This is a genomic window from Mycolicibacterium neworleansense (assembly GCF_001245615.1).
Lineage (GTDB): Bacteria > Actinomycetota > Actinomycetes > Mycobacteriales > Mycobacteriaceae > Mycobacterium > Mycobacterium neworleansense.
Genome location: NZ_CWKH01000001.1, coordinates 3,173,441 through 3,191,035 on the forward strand (window position 1 = coordinate 3,173,441; position 17,595 = coordinate 3,191,035).

A 17,595-nucleotide genomic window follows, 5' to 3' on the forward strand; every position below is an offset into this window, starting at 1 on the left:
CGTTAGTTTTCCGATTGGCCGTTTGCCAGGGCCGAAAAGCTCGGTAGCTGGCTGAAGTGGCCCTACAGTGGCTGACAGCAGTCTGGGGGGGCGGCTAGGTCAAGACGTGGCCTAGTGCGGCTCTGCCCGGTCGGTATCTGCCCCAAGAGGTGCCTCCGTGGCCAAACATCCGGTAAAGCTCAAACCCCACTTCGACGACGTACAGGCCCACTACGACCTGTCCGACGATTTCTTCGCCCTGTTCCTGGATCCGTCCAGGACCTACAGCTGCGCGTACTTCGAACGTGATGACCTGACGCTCGAAGAAGCCCAGCTCGCGAAGATCGACCTGGCACTGGGCAAGCTGGGGTTGCAACCGGGAATGACCCTGCTCGATGTCGGGTGCGGTTGGGGGGCAACGATGTTGCGCGCCCTTGAGCGTCACGATGTCAATGTCGTCGGCTTGACGCTGAGCCGTAACCAGGCCGCTCACGTCCAGCAGCTGCTCGACCGTTCGGCAAGCCACCGTTCAAAACGGGTGCTGCTGGCCGGCTGGGAGGAGTTCGACGAGCCGGTGGATCGGATCGTGTCGATCGGGGCGTTCGAGCATTTCGGCCCCGACCGCTACGACGACTTCTTCCGCTTCGCCCACCGCGTCCTGCCGGACGACGGCGTGATGCTGCTGCACACCATCACCGCGATGCACCCCCGATATGCCCATGAACGCGGCATCCCGCTCACCTTCGAGCTGGCCAAGTTCATCAAGTTCATCGTCACCGAGATCTTCCCGGGCGGGCGGTTGCCCACCGTCGAGATGGTCGAGGAACGTTCGCAGCAGGCCGGTTTCACGCTGACCCGCCGGCAGTCCCTGCAGCTGCACTACGCCCGCACGCTCGACCTGTGGGCGGCCAATCTGGAAGCCAACCACGACGAGGCCGTGCGGACCCAGTCGCAGGAGGTCTACGACCGCTACATGCGCTACCTCACCGGCTGCGCGAACCTGTTCCGAGTCGGCTACACCGACGTCAACCAGTTCACCCTGCATGTCGCGGGTTGATTTCCTTCGCCAGCGCAGTACCGCGTCGAGATATCCGCAGGCACCGATAAACATTTGACGGTGCACGATGACAAATTTGTTTGCCCGCGAAATTCATTGACGGTAGCGGCAGCGGGCCGGTGGCAGTCGCCTGCTGTACCCTGAGGTTCGCGGGAGGAACTCTACAGCTTGGAGCATTTCGAATATGTCCAAATTGACACCGAAATACGAAGAACTGCAGTCGATCTACGACATTTCCAACGAATTCTACGAACTGTTTCTCGGGCCCACAATGGGCTATACGTGCGGCTATTTCGAGCGCGAGGACATGACCGGCGACGAGGCTCAGATCGCCAAGTTCGATCTGGCCTTGGGCAAGCTGGGCCTCGAACCGGGGATGACGCTGCTGGACATCGGCTGCGGCTGGGGCGCCTGCATGGCTCGGGCGATCGAGAAGTACGACGTCAACGTCATCGGTCTGACCCTCAGTGGCGAGCAGCGTGAATACGCGATCGAAAAGCTCGCCAAGGTACCGACCGACCGTAATGTCGAGGTTCGGCTGCAAGGCTGGGAAGAATTCAACGACAAGGTCGACCGCATCGTGTCGATCGGCGCCTTCGAACATTTCGGATTCGAACGTTATCCGGCGTTTTTCGAGACGGCCTACAACGCGCTGCCCGACGACGGCGTCATGCTGCTGCACAACATCACGGGGTTCGACCTGCGCGAAGGCCAGAAGCTCGGCCTGCACATGACATTCGAAGACGCCCGCTTTGCCCGGTTCATCATGACCGAGATCTTCCCGGGCGGCCGTCTGCCCTCGGTGACGATGGAGCAGGAAAAAGCGACCGAAGCCGGATTCAAGCTCACCCAGCTGCAGGAGATCGGCCCGCACTACGTCCGGACACTCAAGATCTGGGCTGACGCGCTCGAGGCCCACAAGGACGAGGCGATCGCCATCCAGGGCCAGGAGGTCTACGACCGGTACGACAAGTACCTCAACGGCTGCCAGAAGTACTTCGCCTCGGGCCACATCAGCGTGCATCAGTTCACGCTGCAGAAGTAGCGAGAAGTAGTCAGAAGCAATCTCGCGCGGCCTGTCGGATCCCGGCACCGTCGTTCGTCGGATAGGTAGAGAGTGGAACAGACGGTTCTCACTCGCTGACGCCGGGAGACGACGATGCACTACTTCGCACTACTGATCAGTCAAGACGTGGAACTCGCGCCCGAGCAGCAGGCCGAAGGCATGGCTGCCTTCCAGGCATTTCATGCCAAGGCACAGTCGGCGATCCGGGCCGGCGACGCGCTGGGCAGGGCCGCTGCGGCCACCCGCATCACCGGAGGTGCGGAAAACCCGACCATCACCGACGGCCCGTTCCCCGAGGGCGCCGAGGTGGCCTGCGGCTACTACGTGTTCGAGGCCGACAATCTAGATGAAGCGCTGGCCCTGGCCCGCGACATCCCGGTGGCACAGTTCGGCGCGGTCGAGGTGTGGCCGATGGTCCACTGGCAGGCGCCCGAGCAGCCGCTGGGCAATGACTGGCTGGCGCTCCTGCTGGAGCCGCCGGGGGAGGTCAACACTCCCGGCTCCGACGAGTGGAACCGGCAGGCGGCCAAGCACGGCGAACTCGCCAAGACCATCGGTGACAAGACCCTGGCGGGCGCGCCCCTGCATCCGCCGTCCACCGCGACCACCGTGCGTGTGCGCGACGGCAAGGTGACGCTCACCGACGGTCCCTACGCCGAGGGTGCCGAGGTGGCCAACGGCTTCTACGTGTTGCGGGCGTCCGATCGCGATGAGGCGGTCAAACTGGCGTCGATGATTCCGGCCTCGGCCATCGAGGTCCGCCAGTTGGCCGGGGTTTCAGGCCTGTAATCGTCGATGACCCAACTGGACGGCGTCTTTCGGCGCGAGTGGGGCCCGGCGGTTGCCGCGCTCGCGCGATGGTCGGGCGATCTCACCGTGGCCGAGGACGCCGTCCAGGAGGCCTGTACGCAGGCCCTGCAGATCTGGCCGGCCGAGGGTATGCCGGCCAATCCCGGTGCGTGGCTGACCACGGTGGCACGCAATCGGGCCCTGGACCGGTTGCGGCGCGAATCTGCCCGGCCCGGAAAGGAACTGGCAGCGGTGTACGAGCAGGTGAACGCGTCGGGCGAGGGTGCCGAGCTGCACCCGGTGCGCGACGACGAGCTGCGGATGATGTTCACCTGCGCCCACCCCGCACTGGACCCCGCCTCACAGCTGGCCCTGACACTGCGACTGATCTCGGGGTTGACGGTCACCGAGATCGCCCGCGCCCTGCTGCAGTCCGACGCCGCGGTCGGGCAGCGAATCACCCGGGCCAAGAACAAGATTCGCAAGGCCAACATCCCGCTGCGGGTGCCGCCGCCGGAGCTTTTGGCCGAGCGCACGCCGCACGTATTGGGCTGTATCTATTCGGTGTTCACCGAGGGGTATTGGTCGACCGGCGGGCCGTCGGCCATCCGCGACGAACTGTGCGACGAGGGCGTCCGGCTCGCGGGTGAGTTGTGCTCGCTGATGCCGGGCAACCGTGACGCGCATGCGCTCGCGGCCCTTGTGCTGCTGCATGATTCGCGCCGCCGCACCCGGGTCGACGAGACGGGTGCGCTGATCCCGCTGGACGAGCAGGACCGCAGTCACTGGGACCGTGGCCGCATCGCCCGGGGCCTGGAGCAGTTGCGGCTGGCCGAGGGCGCACCCGGCACGTACCTACCGCAAGCGGTGATCGCGGCACTGCATGCGACGGCACCGTCGTGGCAGCACACCGACTGGGCCACCATCTGCCTGGCGTACGACCGGCTGGCCGAGGCGACGGACTCCCCCGTGGTGCGCGCCAATCGTGCACTCGCCGTTGGCTTTCGCGACGGCTTCCCGGCCGGGTTGGCCGCTCTGGACGAGGTGGCCGACGATCCGCGGCTGGCCCGGGCGAATGCCGTGGCGCCGATCCGCGCGGATCTGTTGCGCCGTGCCGGCCGGCTCGATGAGGCCGTGCGCTGGTACCGCGTCGCGCTCGAGGGCGACAACGTGTCCGAACCCGCCGCGGCCTTCCTGCGCCGTCGCCTTGCCGAATGCGTCACCTCTTGAGCAAACGCAAAAGTCCTCCAAATCCGTAGATTTGGAGGACTTTCACGTCTGCTCGCGCAGAAACGACTACGCCTCGGTGCCGATGGTCGGCTCCGCGAGCTACGCCTCGGTGAAGTTCCGGGTCACCGCCGGGTCAACCGGGATACCCGGACCGGTGGTGGTGGAGACGGTCACCTTCTTGAGGTAACGACCCTTCGAGGACGACGGCTTGGCCCGCAGCACTTCGTCGAGCGCGGCGCCGTAGTTCTCGGCCAGCTTGGCCTCGTCGAAGGACGCCTTGCCGATCACGAAGTGCAGGTTGGCCTGCTTGTCGACGCGGAAGTTGATCTTGCCGCCCTTGATGTCGGCCACAGCCTTGGTGACATCGGGGGTGACGGTGCCGGTCTTGGGGTTCGGCATCAGACCGCGCGGGCCCAGCACGCGGGCGATCCGACCGACCTTGGCCATCTGATCCGGGGTGGCGATCGCGGCGTCGAAGTCCAGGAAACCGCCCTGGATCTTCTCGATCAGGTCGTCGGAGCCGACGACGTCGGCACCGGCGGCCAGCGCCTGCTCTGCCTTCTCACCGACGGCGAACACGGCGACGCGAGCGGTCTTACCGGTGCCGTGCGGGAGGTTGACGGTGCCGCGGACCATCTGGTCAGCCTTGCGCGGGTCCACACCGAGGCGGATGGCGACCTCGACAGTGGCGTCCTGCTTCTTGGAGGAGGTCTCCTTGGCCAGCTTCGCCGCCTCAAGCGGCGTGTAGAGCTTGGTCCGGTCGACCTTCTCCGCGGCTTCGCGGTATGCCTTGCTGTTCTTGCTCATTGAAAATCCAATCCTGTCTGTTGGAGTCGTGGTCCTGCGGGCCGATGCCAGCCCTGCCACGCGTTCCGATTATTCGACGGTGATGCCCATCGACCGGGCGGTGCCGGCGATGATCTTCGACGCAGCGTCGATGTCGTTGGCGTTGAGATCGGCCTTCTTGGTCTCAGCGATCTCGCGCACCTGATCCCAGGTCACCTTGGCGACCTTGGTCTTGTGCGGCTCGCCCGAACCCTTCTGCACACCGGCTGCCTTGAGCAGCAGCTTGGCGGCGGGCGGGGTCTTCAGTGCGAAAGTGAAGCTGCGGTCCTCGTAGACAGTGATCTCCACGGGGATGACGTTTCCGCGCTGCGACTCGGTCGCGGCGTTGTACGCCTTGCAGAACTCCATGATGTTGACGCCGTGCTGGCCAAGCGCAGGACCGACCGGCGGGGCGGGGTTGGCCTGCCCGGCCTGGATCTGCAGCTTGATGAGCCCGGCGACCTTCTTCTTCGGGGCCATGCTTCTGGTGTTCCTTTACTTGCTCATCCAAGGGCGCGTAAACGCCCGTTGTTTCTAGCCGCTGTGGCGACTAAATCTTGGAGACCTGGTTGAAGGTCAGTTCGACCGGAGTCTCGCGGCCGAAGATCGAGACCAGCACCTTGAGCTTCTGCTGCTCGGCATTGACCTCGCTGATCGAGGCGGGCAGCGTCGCGAACGGGCCGTCCATGACGGTGACGGACTCGCCGACCTCGAAATCGACCAGGATCTCGGGACGTTCCAGGGTGGCCTCGGTGCTGGCACCGGCCGCGGCGGCGGCGGTGGCCTTGGCGGGCTTCTTGGCGGCGCCCTGCGGCAGCAGGAACTTCACCACGTCGTTCAGCGACAACGGCGACGGGCGCGAGGTGGCGCCGACGAAACCGGTGACGCCGGGGGTGTTGCGCACCGCGCCCCACGACTCGTCGTTGAGTTCCATGCGCACCAGGATGTAGCCCGGCAGGACCTTGCGGTTGACCTGCTTGCGCTGGCCGTTCTTGATCTCGGTGACCTCTTCGGTGGGCACCTCGACCTGGAAGATGTAGTCACCGACGTCCAGGTTCTGCACGCGGGTCTCGAGATTGGCTTTCACCTTGTTCTCGTAGCCGGCGTAGGAGTGGATGACGTACCAGTCGCCGGGCTTGAGCCGCAGCTCCTTCTTGAGCGCGACTGCCGGGTCCTCGTCCTCGTCGGCGGCGGGTGCCTCTGCCGCCTCTTCCGAGCTCTCGGCTACCGCCGCTTCGGTCTCGTCGACCGTGTCGGTCGCCTCGACGGCATCCTGGCCTTCGGCCGATTCATCGGTCTGCGACTCGACGCCGTCGACGTTAACGGTCTCGTCGGCAACGGTCTCGTCGCCGTCGAACGTGGTCACGTTGTCAGTCCTCTCTCAAATTCCAGATCAGGTGCCGAACACCAGCGACACCAGCCGCGCCAGTCCAAGGTCGGCGCCGGAGATCAGCGCGACCATGAACACCAGGAAGACCAGCACCACCGTGGTGTAGCTGACCATCTGCTTGCGGTTCGGCCAGATCACCTTGCGGAGCTCGGCAACGACCTGCCGCAGGTAGTTGACGACGAACATGATCGGGTTCCGCGACGGGCCGGTCTTCTTGGCCTTCGCGTTCTTCTTGGCCTTCGACTTACCGGTTTCGGCCGTGGCATCGTCGCTCGACGCGTCGCCCTCGGCGGCCTCGTCACTGTCGGCCTCAGCAGCCACGCCACGACGGGTCCGCTTGCCGGTCGGGCGCAGCGGCCGGGTCACCACCGCGGTCTGACCGTGGGTGGTGTCCGTTGCCCCGGTATCGGTGCCAGCGTCGGTTCCAGTGTCGTCTGCGGAGCCGGCACCTTCGCGCTCGTCGCTCACCGCATGCCTTTCATCCTGGTTTGTGTGGTCACCTTCCAGTGTCCACACGTTGTCGAGTATTCAGTTTGAGCAGGGGCGACAGGACTTGAACCTGCAACCTGCGGTTTTGGAGACCGCTGCTCTGCCAGTTGAGCTACGCCCCTCTGTTGGTGACTGCTGGCGCTTTCGTCACCGTACTGCGCGAGGCTTACACAATTCGCGCGCTCCCCGATCGCTCATGGTCAAGCCGACGGACAGCGCGCTGAAATGGGAAAAACCCCGAGTGCCGAGTGTACCCCGGCGTGGGTGCCAGACACTAATCGCACCCACTTTGACAGCTACTCCCCGGCTGCCTTCCGCACGACCTTGCCGGTTTCGGGATCCCACTTCACCTGGATGGAATCGTCGGCGTCGTGTCCCATCATCGTGGTGATGGCTTCCAGGACCACCTCACCGTTGTCGTCGGTGCAGACGTTGTGGGTGACGACGATGTCGGCGCCGAAACGCTCCTCGACCGAAGTGATCTCCATGACCGCGTGCAGCTGATCGCCGGCCTTGAGCGGCTTGCGGTAGAGGAATTTCTGGTCGACCTGAACGATCTGCTTGGTCTCCATGCCGACGTCGACGTTCTGGAAGAAGTGCTCCTGCACCAGCAGCGCCAAGGTGGAAGCGAAGGTGAGCGGGGCGACCAGGGTGTCGTGACCGAGCTCCGCGGCGGCAGCCTCGTCGTGGCTGGCCGGGTCCATCGCCTTGACGGCCTTGGCGTACTGACGGATCTGCTCGCGGCCGATCAGGAAAGGGTGCGGATACTTCCAGACCATTCCGCGGATATCAGCCTTGAGTGCCATGGCCCAGAACTCCTTATGCCAGTTTTGCGGTCGCGATGGCGCGCCCGAAGATCTTCTTTCCGCCTGCGGTCGCCGAGATGGCGATGGTGACCAGGTTCTCTTCGGGATCGACGGACTTGACGCGCCCGTTGAAGACGATCTCAGCTCCGACACCGTCATTGGGGACGGGCACGACGGCGGTGAACCGGACGTTGTACTCGGTCACGGCGGCCGGATCGCCGACCCATTCGGTGACGTAGCCGCCACCGAGGCCCATGGTGAGCATGCCGTGAGCGATCGCGGTGTCGAGGCCGACCTGCTTGGCGATCTCGTCGTCCCAGTGGATCGGGTTGAGGTCACCGGACACACCGGCGTAGTTGACCAGATCTCCACGGGTCAGCGGGATCACCCGCTCCGGGAGCGTGTCGCCGACCTTGACCGAACTGAACTCGCGCAGCGCCATCAGTTAAAACCCTCTTCTCCGTCACCCGCACGCCCGGCCAGGGTCGTGTAGGCCTCCTGGACCACCTCACCTTTGTCGTTGGTGATGATGTTCTTGGTCACGATGATGTCGGTGCCGTGCGCCTTGCGCACGGAATGCACGTAGACGTCGCAGTACAGCTTGTCCCCGGCCTTGACCGGTTTGAGAAACTTCAGCTCCTGGTCGACCTGGACGATCTGAGCGTCCTGAATGCCGATCTCGGCCCACTCGAAGAAGGCCCACTGCGCCTGGTAACCGAAAATGCAGATAAAGGTCAGCGGCGCCAGCACCGAGTCGTATCCGAGCTCAGCGGCGGCAGCCTCGTCGTGGTAGAACGCGCCGTCGTTCTTGACCGCGATCGCATGCTCGCGGATCTTCTCGCGCCCGACCTCGTAGTGCTCAGGATGCCGGTAGTGCATCCCGACGATGCTGGTCGAAAGAGCCACAGCGAATGGCTATCGCGACTCTTTGTGCGGCTGGTGGGTGCCGCAGTTGGGGCAGAACTTCTTGATCTCGAGCCGGTCGGGATCGTTGCGGCGGTTCTTCTTGGTGATGTAGTTGCGGTGCTTGCACACCTCGCACGCCAAAGTGATCTTCGGCCGTACGTCGGTACTCGACGCCACGTCAGTTCTCCCTGCTCAAAATCACGCTCTGCTTTTGATGTTCCTGTAGCGGTGGGGAGGCTCGATCTCCCGACCTCACGATTATGAGTCGTGCGCTCTAACCAGCTGAGCTACACCGCCCCGATCGACGCGGGCGGGGCTCCGCCCGGGCGTCCACCGAGCCCCCTAACGGAATCGAACCGTTGACCTTTTCCTTACCATGGAAACGCTCTGCCGACTGAGCTAAGGGGGCTTGTCCCGCGGCGTTGCGGCTGCGGGGCCTTAAAGAGGGTACAACCTCCCCGGCAGCCGCACCAAACCGCAGGTCAATGCGGCCGCCGGGGAGCTGTTTTGCCTGTTCGGCTAGTCCAGGAGCCAATCGTTGGGTGCGAACAGCTCGCAGTGCACCCGCTCGTGGGCGATTCCGCGGTCACTCAGTTGGGCGCGGACCGCCTCGATGAATCCGGCCCCACCGCACAGGTAGTACGCGGCGTCAGCGGGCAGTTCGATGCCGTCGAGCTTGAGCAGCCCGGCATGCACGCCCGGAGCGCCCGCGGTCACGCCGTCCTCGTACCAGAGGTCGAGGCTCGCGTTGGGCAATGCGTCGATCAGCTCGTGCTGACGCTCGCGCAGCGGATGGACGCTGTCGCCGCGGTCGGCATGCAGGACTCGGACGTGAGCGTCGGGCGCCTCGGCGGCCAGGAATTCCAGGATCCCGACCATCGGGGTGATCCCGATACCTGCCGACACCAGCACCAGCGGACCGTCGGGCCGGCCGCCGTTGTACAGGTCGCCGAAGGGCACCGTGACATCGAGCAGGTCGCCGACGCACAGATTGGCGCGGATCCAGGAGGACACCTCGCCGGCGGGCTGGTCGGCTACGGCGTCGACGGGCTTGACCGCAAACGTCAGATCGGTGGATCCCGGTGCGCCGACGAGGCTGTACTGCCGTAGCTGACGGGCACCGTCGGGCAGCGTCACGCCGACCGAGACATATTGTCCGGCAGCGAATTTGACGGGCTCGGCGGCGCGGACGGTGACCAGCACGGCACCGGACGGGTCGTCGACCCGGGAGACGACGCGCAGCCGGCGGAACACGTCACCGGGCTCGACGCCGGCACCCGCGTACAGGTCGCGCTCCAGCGCGATCAGGGTGTCGGCCATGATCCAGTAGACCCGGTCCCAGGCCTGCGCCACCTCGGCGGTCACGGTCTCTGCGCCCAGCACCTCGACGATCGCGGCGAAGAGGTTGTCGTGAACGATCGGGTACTGGTCGGCGGTGATGCCGAGCGAGGCGTGCTTGTGACCGATGCGGGCCAGCAGGGCCGACGGGTGCGGCAGGTCGGGGTTGACCAGATGGGTGGCGAACGTGGCGATCGAGGCCGCCAGTGCGCGCTGCTGGGCGCCCTGGGCCTGGTTGCCGCGGTTGAACAGGTTGCGCAGCAACTCGGGGTGGTTGGCAAACAGCCGCCGATAGAACTCCGAAGTGATCTCGTCGATGTGCGCACCGATGAGAGGCAATGTCGCCGAGACGATTTCGGCGTGGTGCGGCTCGAGTTCGTCGCGTACCGCGGACGGCTCGGGGCTGGTGACGGTCATCGGAGATTCCCTTCAGTTGTGAGTTGTAAAACAATCGGCAGGCGGGTGTCTGCCGTCAGGTCTGTCACGGTGTAGCGGTCGAGCTCGCGGTAGAACGCCTCCTTGGCGTCGGCCAGGACACGGCGCAGGCGACAGGCCGCGATCAGCGGGCACGGGGATTCCCCGCCGCATTCGATGACCTCGCGGTCGCCTTCGAGTTCGCGCACCAGCCAGCCGATCGAGGCGGTGCGTCCGGCTTCGGTGAGCACCAATCCCCCGACCCGGCCCCGCCGGGCGTGCACCATGCCGAGCTCGGAGAGCTTGGACACCGCCTTGGCGACGTGATGCTCGGACGCGTTGGCTCCCGAGGCGATGGTGCGGGTGGTGATGCGCCGGTCCTCGGATTCACCCGAGGACAGCAGCATCAGCGTGCGCAGTCCTAGGTCGGTGAACCGGGTGAGGTGCATACCGCTGACGCTAGTAATTCCGCATTTCAGATGCGAGTTTTATGGATGTGGGTTCAAACACGTCATGACGTGCGGTTTTTGGACCTGCGCGGATACCCGGACTGAGCCGCAATAGTCTTGACGCATGTCCGAGCCCAAGGCCCAAGACCGCTTGTACTTCCGGCAGTTGCTGTCCGGTCGCGACTATGCGGCCGGAGACGTGATCGCCCAGCAGATGCGCAACTTCTCCTACCTCATCGGCGACCGGGAGACCGGCGACGCCGTGGTGGTCGACCCTGCGTACGCGGCCAACGACCTCGTCGACGTGATCGAGAACGACGGCATGCGCCTGGCGGGTGTGCTGGTCACCCATCACCACCCCGACCACGTCGGCGGCACGATGGCGGGCTTCTCCCTCAAGGGCCTCGCCGAGCTGCTGGAACGTCAGAGCGTGCCGGTCCACGTCAACACCCATGAGGCCAACTGGGTCTCCCAGGTCACCGGGATTGCGCAGAGCGAGCTGACCGAGCACCAGCACGGCGACACGGTGACCGTCGGCGACGTGCAGATCGAGCTACTGCATACGCCCGGCCACACCCCGGGCAGCCAGTGCTTCCTGGTGGGCGGCCGGCTGGTCGCCGGGGACACGTTGTTCCTCGACGGATGCGGGCGCACCGACTTTCCCGGCGGCAATGTCGACGACATGTTCCGCAGCCTGCAGGCGCTGGCGCAACTACCCGGAGACCCGACCGTCTTCCCGGGGCACTGGTACTCCGAGGAACCGAGCGCTCCGCTCGACGAAGTCAAACGCAGCAACTACGTGTATCGGGCGTCGAACCTCGACCAATGGCGCATGTTGATGGGCGGCTGATGAATCGTTCCAGCCGGACCGAGTACGGAATCCACTGAATTAACGGCGCCGCAACGGGGCAATTGCACCCTGTAGTGGGCCATCTGCCACGGATTTCGTTGACCAAACCGTTGCAATAGGAACTATGCGGCATTTTCCGCAATTCGAGTAGTGCAATACTCAGGACACCGCGCCCCCGACCCGGCAAAGTAACTGTCAGCAATATCGAGCAGTAGTTGACAGTCCCGCCGGGGGTCACCGTGAAGAACATCGTGCTGTGCTTCGACCACACTGATGAACATCCCGGACTACGCGACGCATCGAATACCGAGATGCTGTTTCGGTTGCTGGACGGCACCGATCAGCTGAACTGGTATCACAGCGGCGCGGCAATGCGGCACGGCAGAAGAATCACGCCGGGCCGCCGTGGTGACGCCGCCAGCGAAGCGCGGGCGGCCATCGTCGAGGCATACCGATTCCTCGGAGAGTCGTGGGATCCCGGCGACCGGATCTTCGTGTTCGGCGGCGGCGAGGGCGGGCATCGAGCCGGGGAGCTGGCCACCCTGCTCGGCACGGTCGGTCTGCTGCCGGCCCACTCCGAAGACGTTCTGGAGTACGCGCTGGCCACCTACGTCCTGCCCCGCACGCCGCGCACGCCGCAGGACTGGCGGCAGATCAGGGTGCTGGCGGCCCAACTCGTCGGCGACCGTGACCCTGCCGTTCCGGTGCGGTTCGTCGGGCTGTGGAACGCGACGGCCACTCCCGGCACCAAGCAGCGGATGGGTCCGCTGCCGACCGTGCAAGCGGGCCGGCACGCGGTGGCGGTGGACGGCGGGCGCCGGACCATGCGGTACTGCGAACACCTCGACGAAGTCTGGTTCCGAGGAGGCCGCTGCGACGTCACCGGCGGCACCGGCGCGTGCTGGTCGCTGGCCGATATCGCGATGGACTGGATCTTGGACGGGGCGATCTCCGCGGGTCTTCAGGTGGTCGACCACGGCGCCTGCCCCACTGATCTCGATGCGCTGGCCGGGTCCGCCCCGGCGATCGGCCGGTGCCGGCCGCCGCTGGATGCCAGGGTGCACGCCAGCGTCGAGGTGTATCTGCGTTCGCATCCGCACTATTGGCGGCGACTGCCCGCGCGTATCGAATGGGCCGATGCCGAATGGCTGGCCCGCGGTGAGCGCCTGGTGCACAGGCCGGTGACTCCGACGGTTCAGCACGACGTCCTCACCGCCGTCGCCTCATAGTTCCCTGCTTTTGGCTGAAGTTTGCTGAGCCGGACCGCTGCCCCCGCTGAAAGTCCGTGATATACCCACTTGGTGGGGATCATCGATTCAGTCACGGAGCGGGGGCGTGAGTTGGCTAGTTTCGAACCGGGTGCATGGACTGCGCTCGCAGCATGGGTGGCGATCATCGTCGTCGTCATCGCGTTGATCTATGCCTGGCGGCAGTATCTGAAGGCCAAGGAGCGGCAGGCCGAGCTGACCCAGCCCAACGTGTCGATGTTCATGGAACCCAGCAGTGCCGATTGGCATCTGATCGAACTGGTCGTCCGTAATTACGGACAGCGGCCCGCGTACGGATTGCGGTTCGAATTCGCGAACCCGCCGACGGTCGGCAAGTACGAAAGCTCTTACGACGACAACTTCGTCGACATCGTGCCGCTGAATCTGCCCGCCGAGATTCCATATCTGGCGCCGTCGCAGGAGTGGCGCATCGTGTGGGATTCGGCGCTGGACCGCAAGCAACTGGGTGAGGCGATCGCGTCCCGGTTCGACGGAGCGGTCACCTATTACGACGAGCCCGGCTCCCCGGGAAAGCCCAGTGGCCGCAAGCTGCGCAACACCGCGGTGCTGGATTGGGCGACGCTGCCTCCGGTGGACCGCATGGAGCTGCTGACCACTCATGATCAGGCCCGGCGAGAGAAGCAGAAGCTGGAGTTGTTGCGCGGCGTGCTGACGTATTTCCAGTACGCGGCCAAAGAGACCGACGAGCAGAAGCTGCGGAACGAGATCAACCGCATCAACGCATTAGGTGCCGAGGCGCGGGCCCGCTGGCGTGACCGCTACGAGGCCAGTCACGACGATGACGACGACGATTACGACGATGACGATCCCGAGACCGATCTGATCAAGCCGGCAACAACCTCCGGCAGGCGTCATCGGGCCTGAGGCCACTCGCTAGCATCGGTGCGATGAGCAGCCTGGTGAGCTACGAGCTCAACGATGCCGTGGCCACGATCACGATGGACGACGGCAAAGTCAACGCACTGTCGCCTGCGATGCAGGCCGAGATCAACGCGGCGCTGGATCAGGCCGCAGGCAGCGCGGCGGCCGGCGAGGTGAAGGCCGTAGTGCTGGCCGGCAATGCGAAGGTGTTCAGCGGCGGGTTCGACCTCAGCGTGTTCTCCTCCGGTGACGCCGCGGCCACCCTCGGCATGCTCGCCGGCGGCTTCGAGTTGTCCGTGCGGTGTTTGAGCTTCCCGGTGCCGGTGATCATGGCCGCAACCGGGCACGCCATCGCCATGGGCTCGTTCCTGCTGCTGTCCGGTGATCACCGGGTCGGTTCGGTGACCTCGAAATGCCAGGCCAACGAGGTGAAGATCGGGATGACGCTGCCGATCGCGGCCATCGAGATCATGCGGATGCGCTTGACCCGGGCGGCTTTTCAGCGCGGGATCGCCATGGCGGCGACGTTCACCGGTGATGCGGCGATCGCCGGCGGCTGGCTCGATGAGGTGGTCGAGGCCGACGCGGTGCTGGGCCGCGCCCAGGAGGTGGCCGCCGAGGCCGCGGCGACGCTGCACACCGGGGCGCACGTGGCAAGCAAGCTCAAGGCCCGCGCCGAGGCGTTGACCGCAATTCGCGCTGGGATCGATGGTCTGGCAAAGGAATTCGCGGGCTAGACGCCCTCGCGCTCACGCACGCCGACGTCGTACCAGCAGGTACGTGCCCCACCAACCCGAACACTGTCACCACGACCACCACCTGGTCGGAGAGCCCACCGTGACAGTCACCGCATAGCGCCGGCACACCCGACCGCCGTTGTCGGACTCAACCAGACCGATCTGCGCAGTTCCCGTCTGCTGGGCCCGGTATCGCATTGTGTTGGTGCCATTTGCGGTTCCCGCCGGCGGCTTGCGAGCAGGCTCGTAACGCTGACCCAGGTACTCCACGACGGAGGGGGCGGAGTTCCGGTCTTTACGCCACTGGCAACCGGTTTGGTCGTAATCGTCAGCGAGCACGATGTCGAAGAGCTGACCGCTGCGGACTTGGACGCGACCGCCGTTGTCGTTGTCGGTTGCGATGACGTCCGGCTGCGGCGCACACCCACCCGCCATCAGCACCGGCCAGCACAGAAGTAAAGAGGTCAGCCAACGCACGGGCCGGACCATCCCCTCCGACATCCAGTAATCGTATGGGCCGGCCGGCACTGCGGTTGACGGCAAACTCGCCCGAGGCCAGGCGATGCGCTCACGTTCGTAACGCCACGGCGGTGAATCGCGCATTTCTTCGCCCTGGCGTTACGAACGCGGAGCAGGAACGAGCATTCGCTCCCAGATATATCTATGTGCTATGCACATATAGTGCCTCGCTACAACCAACTCGATGAGCTCCTGGTGCGCATCCACACCGTGCGGCAGCGGCCGGGTTGGCGGCGCCGGCTGATCGGCGCATCGGGCAGCGTCCCGTCGCTGTCGACGTTGCGGGTGTTGCGGGCCGTCGAGCAGCGGGAGAAGGCCGGGCAGAGCGCGTCGGTCGGCGAGGTGGCCGAGTACATGGCCGTCGAGCACTCCACCGCCAGCCGCACCGTCGCCAATGTCGTCACCGCCGGCCTGCTGACCAAAACCCAGGACGTCGAGGATCAGCGCCGGTGCGTGCTCACCCTTACCGAGGCGGGGCGCCAGGCGCTGGCCGATGTCACCGAACGGCGCCGCGAGATGGTCGCCGAGACCGTGGCCGGCTGGCCCGAGGCCGACGTCGACAAACTCGTCGACCTGTTGGAGCAGCTGGTCTCCGATTTCGAGCGGGGGATCAGTTCGTGACGGCCCAGACCACTGCCCGCCCGCAGCCGCGCGGCGCGCTGCGGCTCATGTTCGACCCGGTCTTCGGCGCCTTGTTCTGGGGCAAGATGTTCTCCGTCGTCGCGGTGTGGACGCACGGCATCGTGGCGGCCATCGTCATCTTCGAGGCCACCGGCTCGGCCGTGATGGTGGGCATGGTCGGCGTCGCACAGTTCCTCCCCCAGCTGATCCTGAGCCCGACCAGCGGCAAGTGGGCCGATGTCGGTAACCCGGCGCGGCAGATCCTGTGGGGCCGGGTGTTGTGCATCATCGGCTCCGGCTCGACCGCGCTCTGGCTGACCCTGTCCCCCGACCTGCAGGGCACCGCCGCGGCTATACCGGTCCTGGTCGGCTCGACACTCGTGGGCTTCGGGTTCGTCATCGGCGGTCCGGCCATGCAGTCGGTGGTGCCGAGCTTGATCCGTGACGGCGAACTGCCAACGGCGATGGCGCTCAACAGCATTCCGATGACCATCGGCCGCATCCTGGGCCCGGCGATCGGTGCGTTTCTGGCCGCTCGTCTCGGAGCGGCACCGGGCTTCGCGATCAGCGCGGGCCTACACATGGTGTTCGCGATCTTCCTGCTGCTGGTCACCTTCCCGGCCCGGCCCGAGCGCAGCCCCGACGGCGATTACCGGGTGCGCGCGGCGCTGGCCTACGTCTGGCGGGACCGTCCGCTGCTGCTGGCGCTGCTGGCGGTGACCACGGTCGGGTTCGCTTCCGATCCCTCGATCACGCTCACCCCGTCGATGGCCGAGGACCTCGGCGGCGGTGCCCACCTGGTGGGAGCGTTGTCGGCGGCGTTCGGCATCGGCGCGGCACTCGGCATGGTGGTACTAGCCACGATGCGGGGACGGATGCCCGCTGCCCAGGTGTCGACGATCGGGCTCTGGCTGTTGGTGTCCGGGTCCGGCCTGCTGGCGCTGGGCACCGTGACGGCCGTGGCCCTGGCCGGTTTCGCCATCGCGGGGCTGGGGTTCGGCTGGGCGATGACGGGTCTGAGCACGGTCGTGCAGGAGCGGGCCCCGGAGGAACTGCGCGGCCGGATCATGGCGTTGTGGCTCGTCGGCTTCCTCGGCTCGCGCCCGTTTGCCGCGGCCCTGTTGGGCGGTGCGGCCGACGTGTTCAACGTGCGGGTGGCGTTCGTCATCGCGGGTGCGGTCACGCTGCTGGTCGCCTTGGCCGCCCGGCCCGCCGCGCTTTCGGCACCAAATCCGGTGACGGCCTGACTCGAGCATCGCAGCAAGTCAGCAAATCACTTGCAGCGATTCCGGCGAACGATCATCGGCTGCAGGCACACCGCTCAAAACTTTGCTCTCGTCGCTCCAGAAGCTGAACCGAACTGGACAGCAAATTCGCTCACTGCCCGGCGTGTCAAATATAAATGCATGTAGTAACCGTGTTGACAGGCTATTCATCATTGCTTACGGTTTGCTCCATCGCGCACCCAGCGCGATCACAACATTGCTAGACGGGGGCAACAATGGCAAACATTGACCGTGGAACACCTGCCGGTACGCAACACAGCCGACGGTCCAGCAACTTCTCTAGGCACATTGGCGCCAACCGCAAGATGGCAGTAAGGCTCCTCAACGTGGCCGGAGCGATAGTCCTCTTGAGTCTGGCCCACCCCGGCATTGCCGCCGCCGACCCGATCCAGCTGCCCGACCTGCCCAACGTCGACGAATCACTCGCCTACACGTACGCGATGGACCATCAACGCGAGATCTGCAGCATCCTCGACTATCGGTTCGCTCAGACCACGCCCGCGGTCGAACCGATCGACGCGATCATGGCCGAAGTGGCCGCGCGCAGTGGCTTCAACTTGGACACAGCCGGTTTCGCGGTCGGTGTGGCGATGGGCACGTCGTGCCCTCAGTACGTCGATCGATTCGAGGCCGCCGCCGGCCAGGAGTTGGCCTGACGGTTCCGGTCGGGGACTGCAGACATCACAACCCGATC

General features: G+C 65.4%; 22 protein-coding genes and 3 tRNA genes. 11 read left to right on the forward strand and 14 right to left on the reverse strand.

Annotated features, from left to right (window positions below):
- Positions 1 to 157: 157 nt before the first annotated feature.
- The 4 genes from BN2156_RS15220 (at position 158) to BN2156_RS15235 (ending at position 4,121) form a co-directional block, all read left to right on the forward strand.
- A complete protein-coding gene (locus BN2156_RS15220; RefSeq protein WP_090515143.1) occupies positions 158 to 1,036 on the forward strand; it encodes a cyclopropane mycolic acid synthase family methyltransferase in 879 nt (292 codons plus the stop codon).
- Positions 1,037 to 1,220: 184 nt separating this feature from the next.
- Positions 1,221 to 2,081, forward strand: coding sequence for a cyclopropane mycolic acid synthase family methyltransferase (locus tag BN2156_RS15225; RefSeq protein WP_090515145.1), 861 nt, complete (start codon positions 1,221 to 1,223; stop codon positions 2,079 to 2,081).
- Positions 2,082 to 2,195: 114 nt separating this feature from the next.
- The gene (locus BN2156_RS15230; protein WP_090515148.1) at positions 2,196 to 2,891 is read left to right on the forward strand and encodes a YciI family protein; all 696 of its coding nucleotides are present in this window, start codon (positions 2,196 to 2,198) and stop codon (positions 2,889 to 2,891) included.
- 6 nt (positions 2,892 to 2,897) lie between these two features.
- On the forward strand, positions 2,898 to 4,121 hold the full coding sequence (locus tag BN2156_RS15235; RefSeq protein ID WP_090515150.1) for an RNA polymerase sigma factor: 1,224 nt from the start codon (positions 2,898 to 2,900) through the stop codon (positions 4,119 to 4,121).
- 99 nt (positions 4,122 to 4,220) lie between these two features.
- Here BN2156_RS15235 and rplA read toward each other — a convergent pair whose 3' ends face one another.
- The 13 genes from rplA to BN2156_RS15300 form a co-directional block, all read right to left on the reverse strand.
- Complete coding sequence (gene rplA / locus BN2156_RS15240; protein WP_036389122.1) at positions 4,221 to 4,928, reverse strand: 50S ribosomal protein L1; 708 nt, start codon at positions 4,926 to 4,928, stop codon at positions 4,221 to 4,223.
- Between the two features lie 69 nt (positions 4,929 to 4,997).
- Positions 4,998 to 5,426, reverse strand: a complete 429-nt coding sequence (rplK, locus tag BN2156_RS15245) for a 50S ribosomal protein L11 (protein ID WP_003881829.1) — start codon at positions 5,424 to 5,426, stop codon at positions 4,998 to 5,000.
- A gap of 70 nt (positions 5,427 to 5,496) precedes the next feature.
- Positions 5,497 to 6,312 (reverse strand): transcription termination/antitermination protein NusG, encoded by an 816-nt coding sequence (nusG, locus tag BN2156_RS15250; RefSeq protein ID WP_090515152.1) that lies wholly within the window; start codon positions 6,310 to 6,312, stop codon positions 5,497 to 5,499.
- A 27-nt stretch (positions 6,313 to 6,339) separates the two neighbouring features.
- Positions 6,340 to 6,804 (reverse strand): preprotein translocase subunit SecE, encoded by a 465-nt coding sequence (gene secE, locus BN2156_RS15255; protein ID WP_090515973.1) that lies wholly within the window; start codon positions 6,802 to 6,804, stop codon positions 6,340 to 6,342.
- 70 nt (positions 6,805 to 6,874) lie between these two features.
- Positions 6,875 to 6,947, reverse strand: a tRNA-Trp gene (locus BN2156_RS15260).
- A gap of 174 nt (positions 6,948 to 7,121) precedes the next feature.
- Positions 7,122 to 7,631 (reverse strand): (3R)-hydroxyacyl-ACP dehydratase subunit HadC, encoded by a 510-nt coding sequence (hadC, locus tag BN2156_RS15265; protein ID WP_090515153.1) that lies wholly within the window; start codon positions 7,629 to 7,631, stop codon positions 7,122 to 7,124.
- 13 nt (positions 7,632 to 7,644) lie between these two features.
- On the reverse strand, positions 7,645 to 8,073 hold the full coding sequence (gene hadB, locus BN2156_RS15270; RefSeq protein ID WP_090515155.1) for a (3R)-hydroxyacyl-ACP dehydratase subunit HadB: 429 nt from the start codon (positions 8,071 to 8,073) through the stop codon (positions 7,645 to 7,647).
- Positions 8,073 to 8,537, reverse strand: coding sequence for a (3R)-hydroxyacyl-ACP dehydratase subunit HadA (hadA, locus tag BN2156_RS15275; RefSeq protein ID WP_090515157.1), 465 nt, complete (start codon positions 8,535 to 8,537; stop codon positions 8,073 to 8,075). The genes hadB and hadA overlap by 1 nt, the downstream gene beginning before the upstream one ends.
- A 9-nt stretch (positions 8,538 to 8,546) precedes the next feature.
- Positions 8,547 to 8,714, reverse strand: a complete 168-nt coding sequence (gene rpmG, locus BN2156_RS15280; RefSeq protein ID WP_003881823.1) for a 50S ribosomal protein L33 — start codon at positions 8,712 to 8,714, stop codon at positions 8,547 to 8,549.
- A gap of 46 nt (positions 8,715 to 8,760) precedes the next feature.
- Positions 8,761 to 8,834, reverse strand: a tRNA-Met gene (locus BN2156_RS15285).
- A gap of 39 nt (positions 8,835 to 8,873) precedes the next feature.
- A tRNA-Thr gene (locus BN2156_RS15290) sits at positions 8,874 to 8,946 on the reverse strand.
- Positions 8,947 to 9,056: 110 nt separating this feature from the next.
- Positions 9,057 to 10,292 (reverse strand): globin domain-containing protein, encoded by a 1,236-nt coding sequence (locus tag BN2156_RS15295; RefSeq protein WP_090515159.1) that lies wholly within the window; start codon positions 10,290 to 10,292, stop codon positions 9,057 to 9,059.
- Positions 10,289 to 10,738, reverse strand: a complete 450-nt coding sequence (locus tag BN2156_RS15300; protein WP_090515161.1) for an RrF2 family transcriptional regulator — start codon at positions 10,736 to 10,738, stop codon at positions 10,289 to 10,291. The genes BN2156_RS15295 and BN2156_RS15300 overlap by 4 nt, the downstream gene beginning before the upstream one ends.
- Positions 10,739 to 10,862: 124 nt before the next feature.
- On the opposite strand from BN2156_RS15300, the gene BN2156_RS15305 reads away from it, so the two are divergent.
- The 4 genes from BN2156_RS15305 to BN2156_RS15320 all read left to right on the forward strand — a co-directional run bounded on the left by BN2156_RS15305 (position 10,863) and on the right by BN2156_RS15320 (position 14,475).
- Entirely contained in the window at positions 10,863 to 11,588 is a 726-nt protein-coding gene (locus BN2156_RS15305; protein WP_090515162.1) for an MBL fold metallo-hydrolase, read from the forward strand.
- Between the two features lie 239 nt (positions 11,589 to 11,827).
- A complete protein-coding gene (locus tag BN2156_RS15310) occupies positions 11,828 to 12,817 on the forward strand; it encodes a phospholipase effector Tle1 domain-containing protein (protein WP_090515164.1) in 990 nt (329 codons plus the stop codon).
- A 72-nt stretch (positions 12,818 to 12,889) separates the two neighbouring features.
- Entirely contained in the window at positions 12,890 to 13,741 is an 852-nt protein-coding gene (locus tag BN2156_RS15315; RefSeq protein WP_090515166.1) for a DUF8453 domain-containing protein, read from the forward strand.
- A gap of 23 nt (positions 13,742 to 13,764) precedes the next feature.
- A complete protein-coding gene (locus tag BN2156_RS15320) occupies positions 13,765 to 14,475 on the forward strand; it encodes a crotonase/enoyl-CoA hydratase family protein (protein ID WP_090515168.1) in 711 nt (236 codons plus the stop codon).
- A gap of 66 nt (positions 14,476 to 14,541) precedes the next feature.
- Here the strand turns inward: BN2156_RS15320 and BN2156_RS15325 are convergent, their stop codons facing one another.
- Positions 14,542 to 14,976 (reverse strand): protease inhibitor I42 family protein, encoded by a 435-nt coding sequence (locus tag BN2156_RS15325; RefSeq protein WP_159402839.1) that lies wholly within the window; start codon positions 14,974 to 14,976, stop codon positions 14,542 to 14,544.
- A gap of 162 nt (positions 14,977 to 15,138) precedes the next feature.
- On the opposite strand from BN2156_RS15325, the gene BN2156_RS15330 reads away from it, so the two are divergent.
- The 3 genes from BN2156_RS15330 (at position 15,139) to BN2156_RS15340 (ending at position 17,557) form a co-directional block, all read left to right on the forward strand.
- Positions 15,139 to 15,615 (forward strand): MarR family winged helix-turn-helix transcriptional regulator, encoded by a 477-nt coding sequence (locus BN2156_RS15330; protein ID WP_162839223.1) that lies wholly within the window; start codon positions 15,139 to 15,141, stop codon positions 15,613 to 15,615.
- Positions 15,612 to 16,862, forward strand: a complete 1,251-nt coding sequence (locus BN2156_RS15335) for an MFS transporter (protein WP_090515174.1) — start codon at positions 15,612 to 15,614, stop codon at positions 16,860 to 16,862. Before BN2156_RS15330 ends, BN2156_RS15335 begins: the two co-directional genes overlap by 4 nt.
- 365 nt (positions 16,863 to 17,227) lie before the next feature.
- Positions 17,228 to 17,557, forward strand: coding sequence for a hypothetical protein (locus BN2156_RS15340; RefSeq protein WP_090515176.1), 330 nt, complete (start codon positions 17,228 to 17,230; stop codon positions 17,555 to 17,557).
- Positions 17,558 to 17,595: the final 38 nt, after the last annotated feature.

What these genes read in the sequence shown, in the direction of transcription:
- BN2156_RS15305 (WP_090515162.1), top strand. Translation starts at nt 10,863, where the DNA reads ATGTCCGAGCCCAAGGCCCAAGACCGCTTGTACTTCCGGCAGTTGCTG.
- hadB (WP_090515155.1), bottom strand. Translation starts at nt 8,073, where the DNA reads ATGGCGCTGCGCGAGTTCAGTTCGGTCAAGGTCGGCGACACGCTCCCG.
- hadC (WP_090515153.1), bottom strand. Translation starts at nt 7,631, where the DNA reads ATGGCACTCAAGGCTGATATCCGCGGAATGGTCTGGAAGTATCCGCAC.
- BN2156_RS15235 (WP_090515150.1), top strand. Translation starts at nt 2,898, where the DNA reads ATGACCCAACTGGACGGCGTCTTTCGGCGCGAGTGGGGCCCGGCGGTT.
- BN2156_RS15320 (WP_090515168.1), top strand. Translation starts at nt 13,765, where the DNA reads ATGAGCAGCCTGGTGAGCTACGAGCTCAACGATGCCGTGGCCACGATC.
- BN2156_RS15225 (WP_090515145.1), top strand. Translation starts at nt 1,221, where the DNA reads ATGTCCAAATTGACACCGAAATACGAAGAACTGCAGTCGATCTACGAC.
- rplA (WP_036389122.1), bottom strand. Translation starts at nt 4,928, where the DNA reads ATGAGCAAGAACAGCAAGGCATACCGCGAAGCCGCGGAGAAGGTCGAC.
- BN2156_RS15325 (WP_159402839.1), bottom strand. Translation starts at nt 14,976, where the DNA reads ATGTCGGAGGGGATGGTCCGGCCCGTGCGTTGGCTGACCTCTTTACTT.
- BN2156_RS15330 (WP_162839223.1), top strand. Translation starts at nt 15,139, where the DNA reads ATGTGCTATGCACATATAGTGCCTCGCTACAACCAACTCGATGAGCTC.
- BN2156_RS15300 (WP_090515161.1), bottom strand. Translation starts at nt 10,738, where the DNA reads ATGCACCTCACCCGGTTCACCGACCTAGGACTGCGCACGCTGATGCTG.
- BN2156_RS15295 (WP_090515159.1), bottom strand. Translation starts at nt 10,292, where the DNA reads ATGACCGTCACCAGCCCCGAGCCGTCCGCGGTACGCGACGAACTCGAG.
- BN2156_RS15230 (WP_090515148.1), top strand. Translation starts at nt 2,196, where the DNA reads ATGCACTACTTCGCACTACTGATCAGTCAAGACGTGGAACTCGCGCCC.
- rplK (WP_003881829.1), bottom strand. Translation starts at nt 5,426, where the DNA reads ATGGCCCCGAAGAAGAAGGTCGCCGGGCTCATCAAGCTGCAGATCCAG.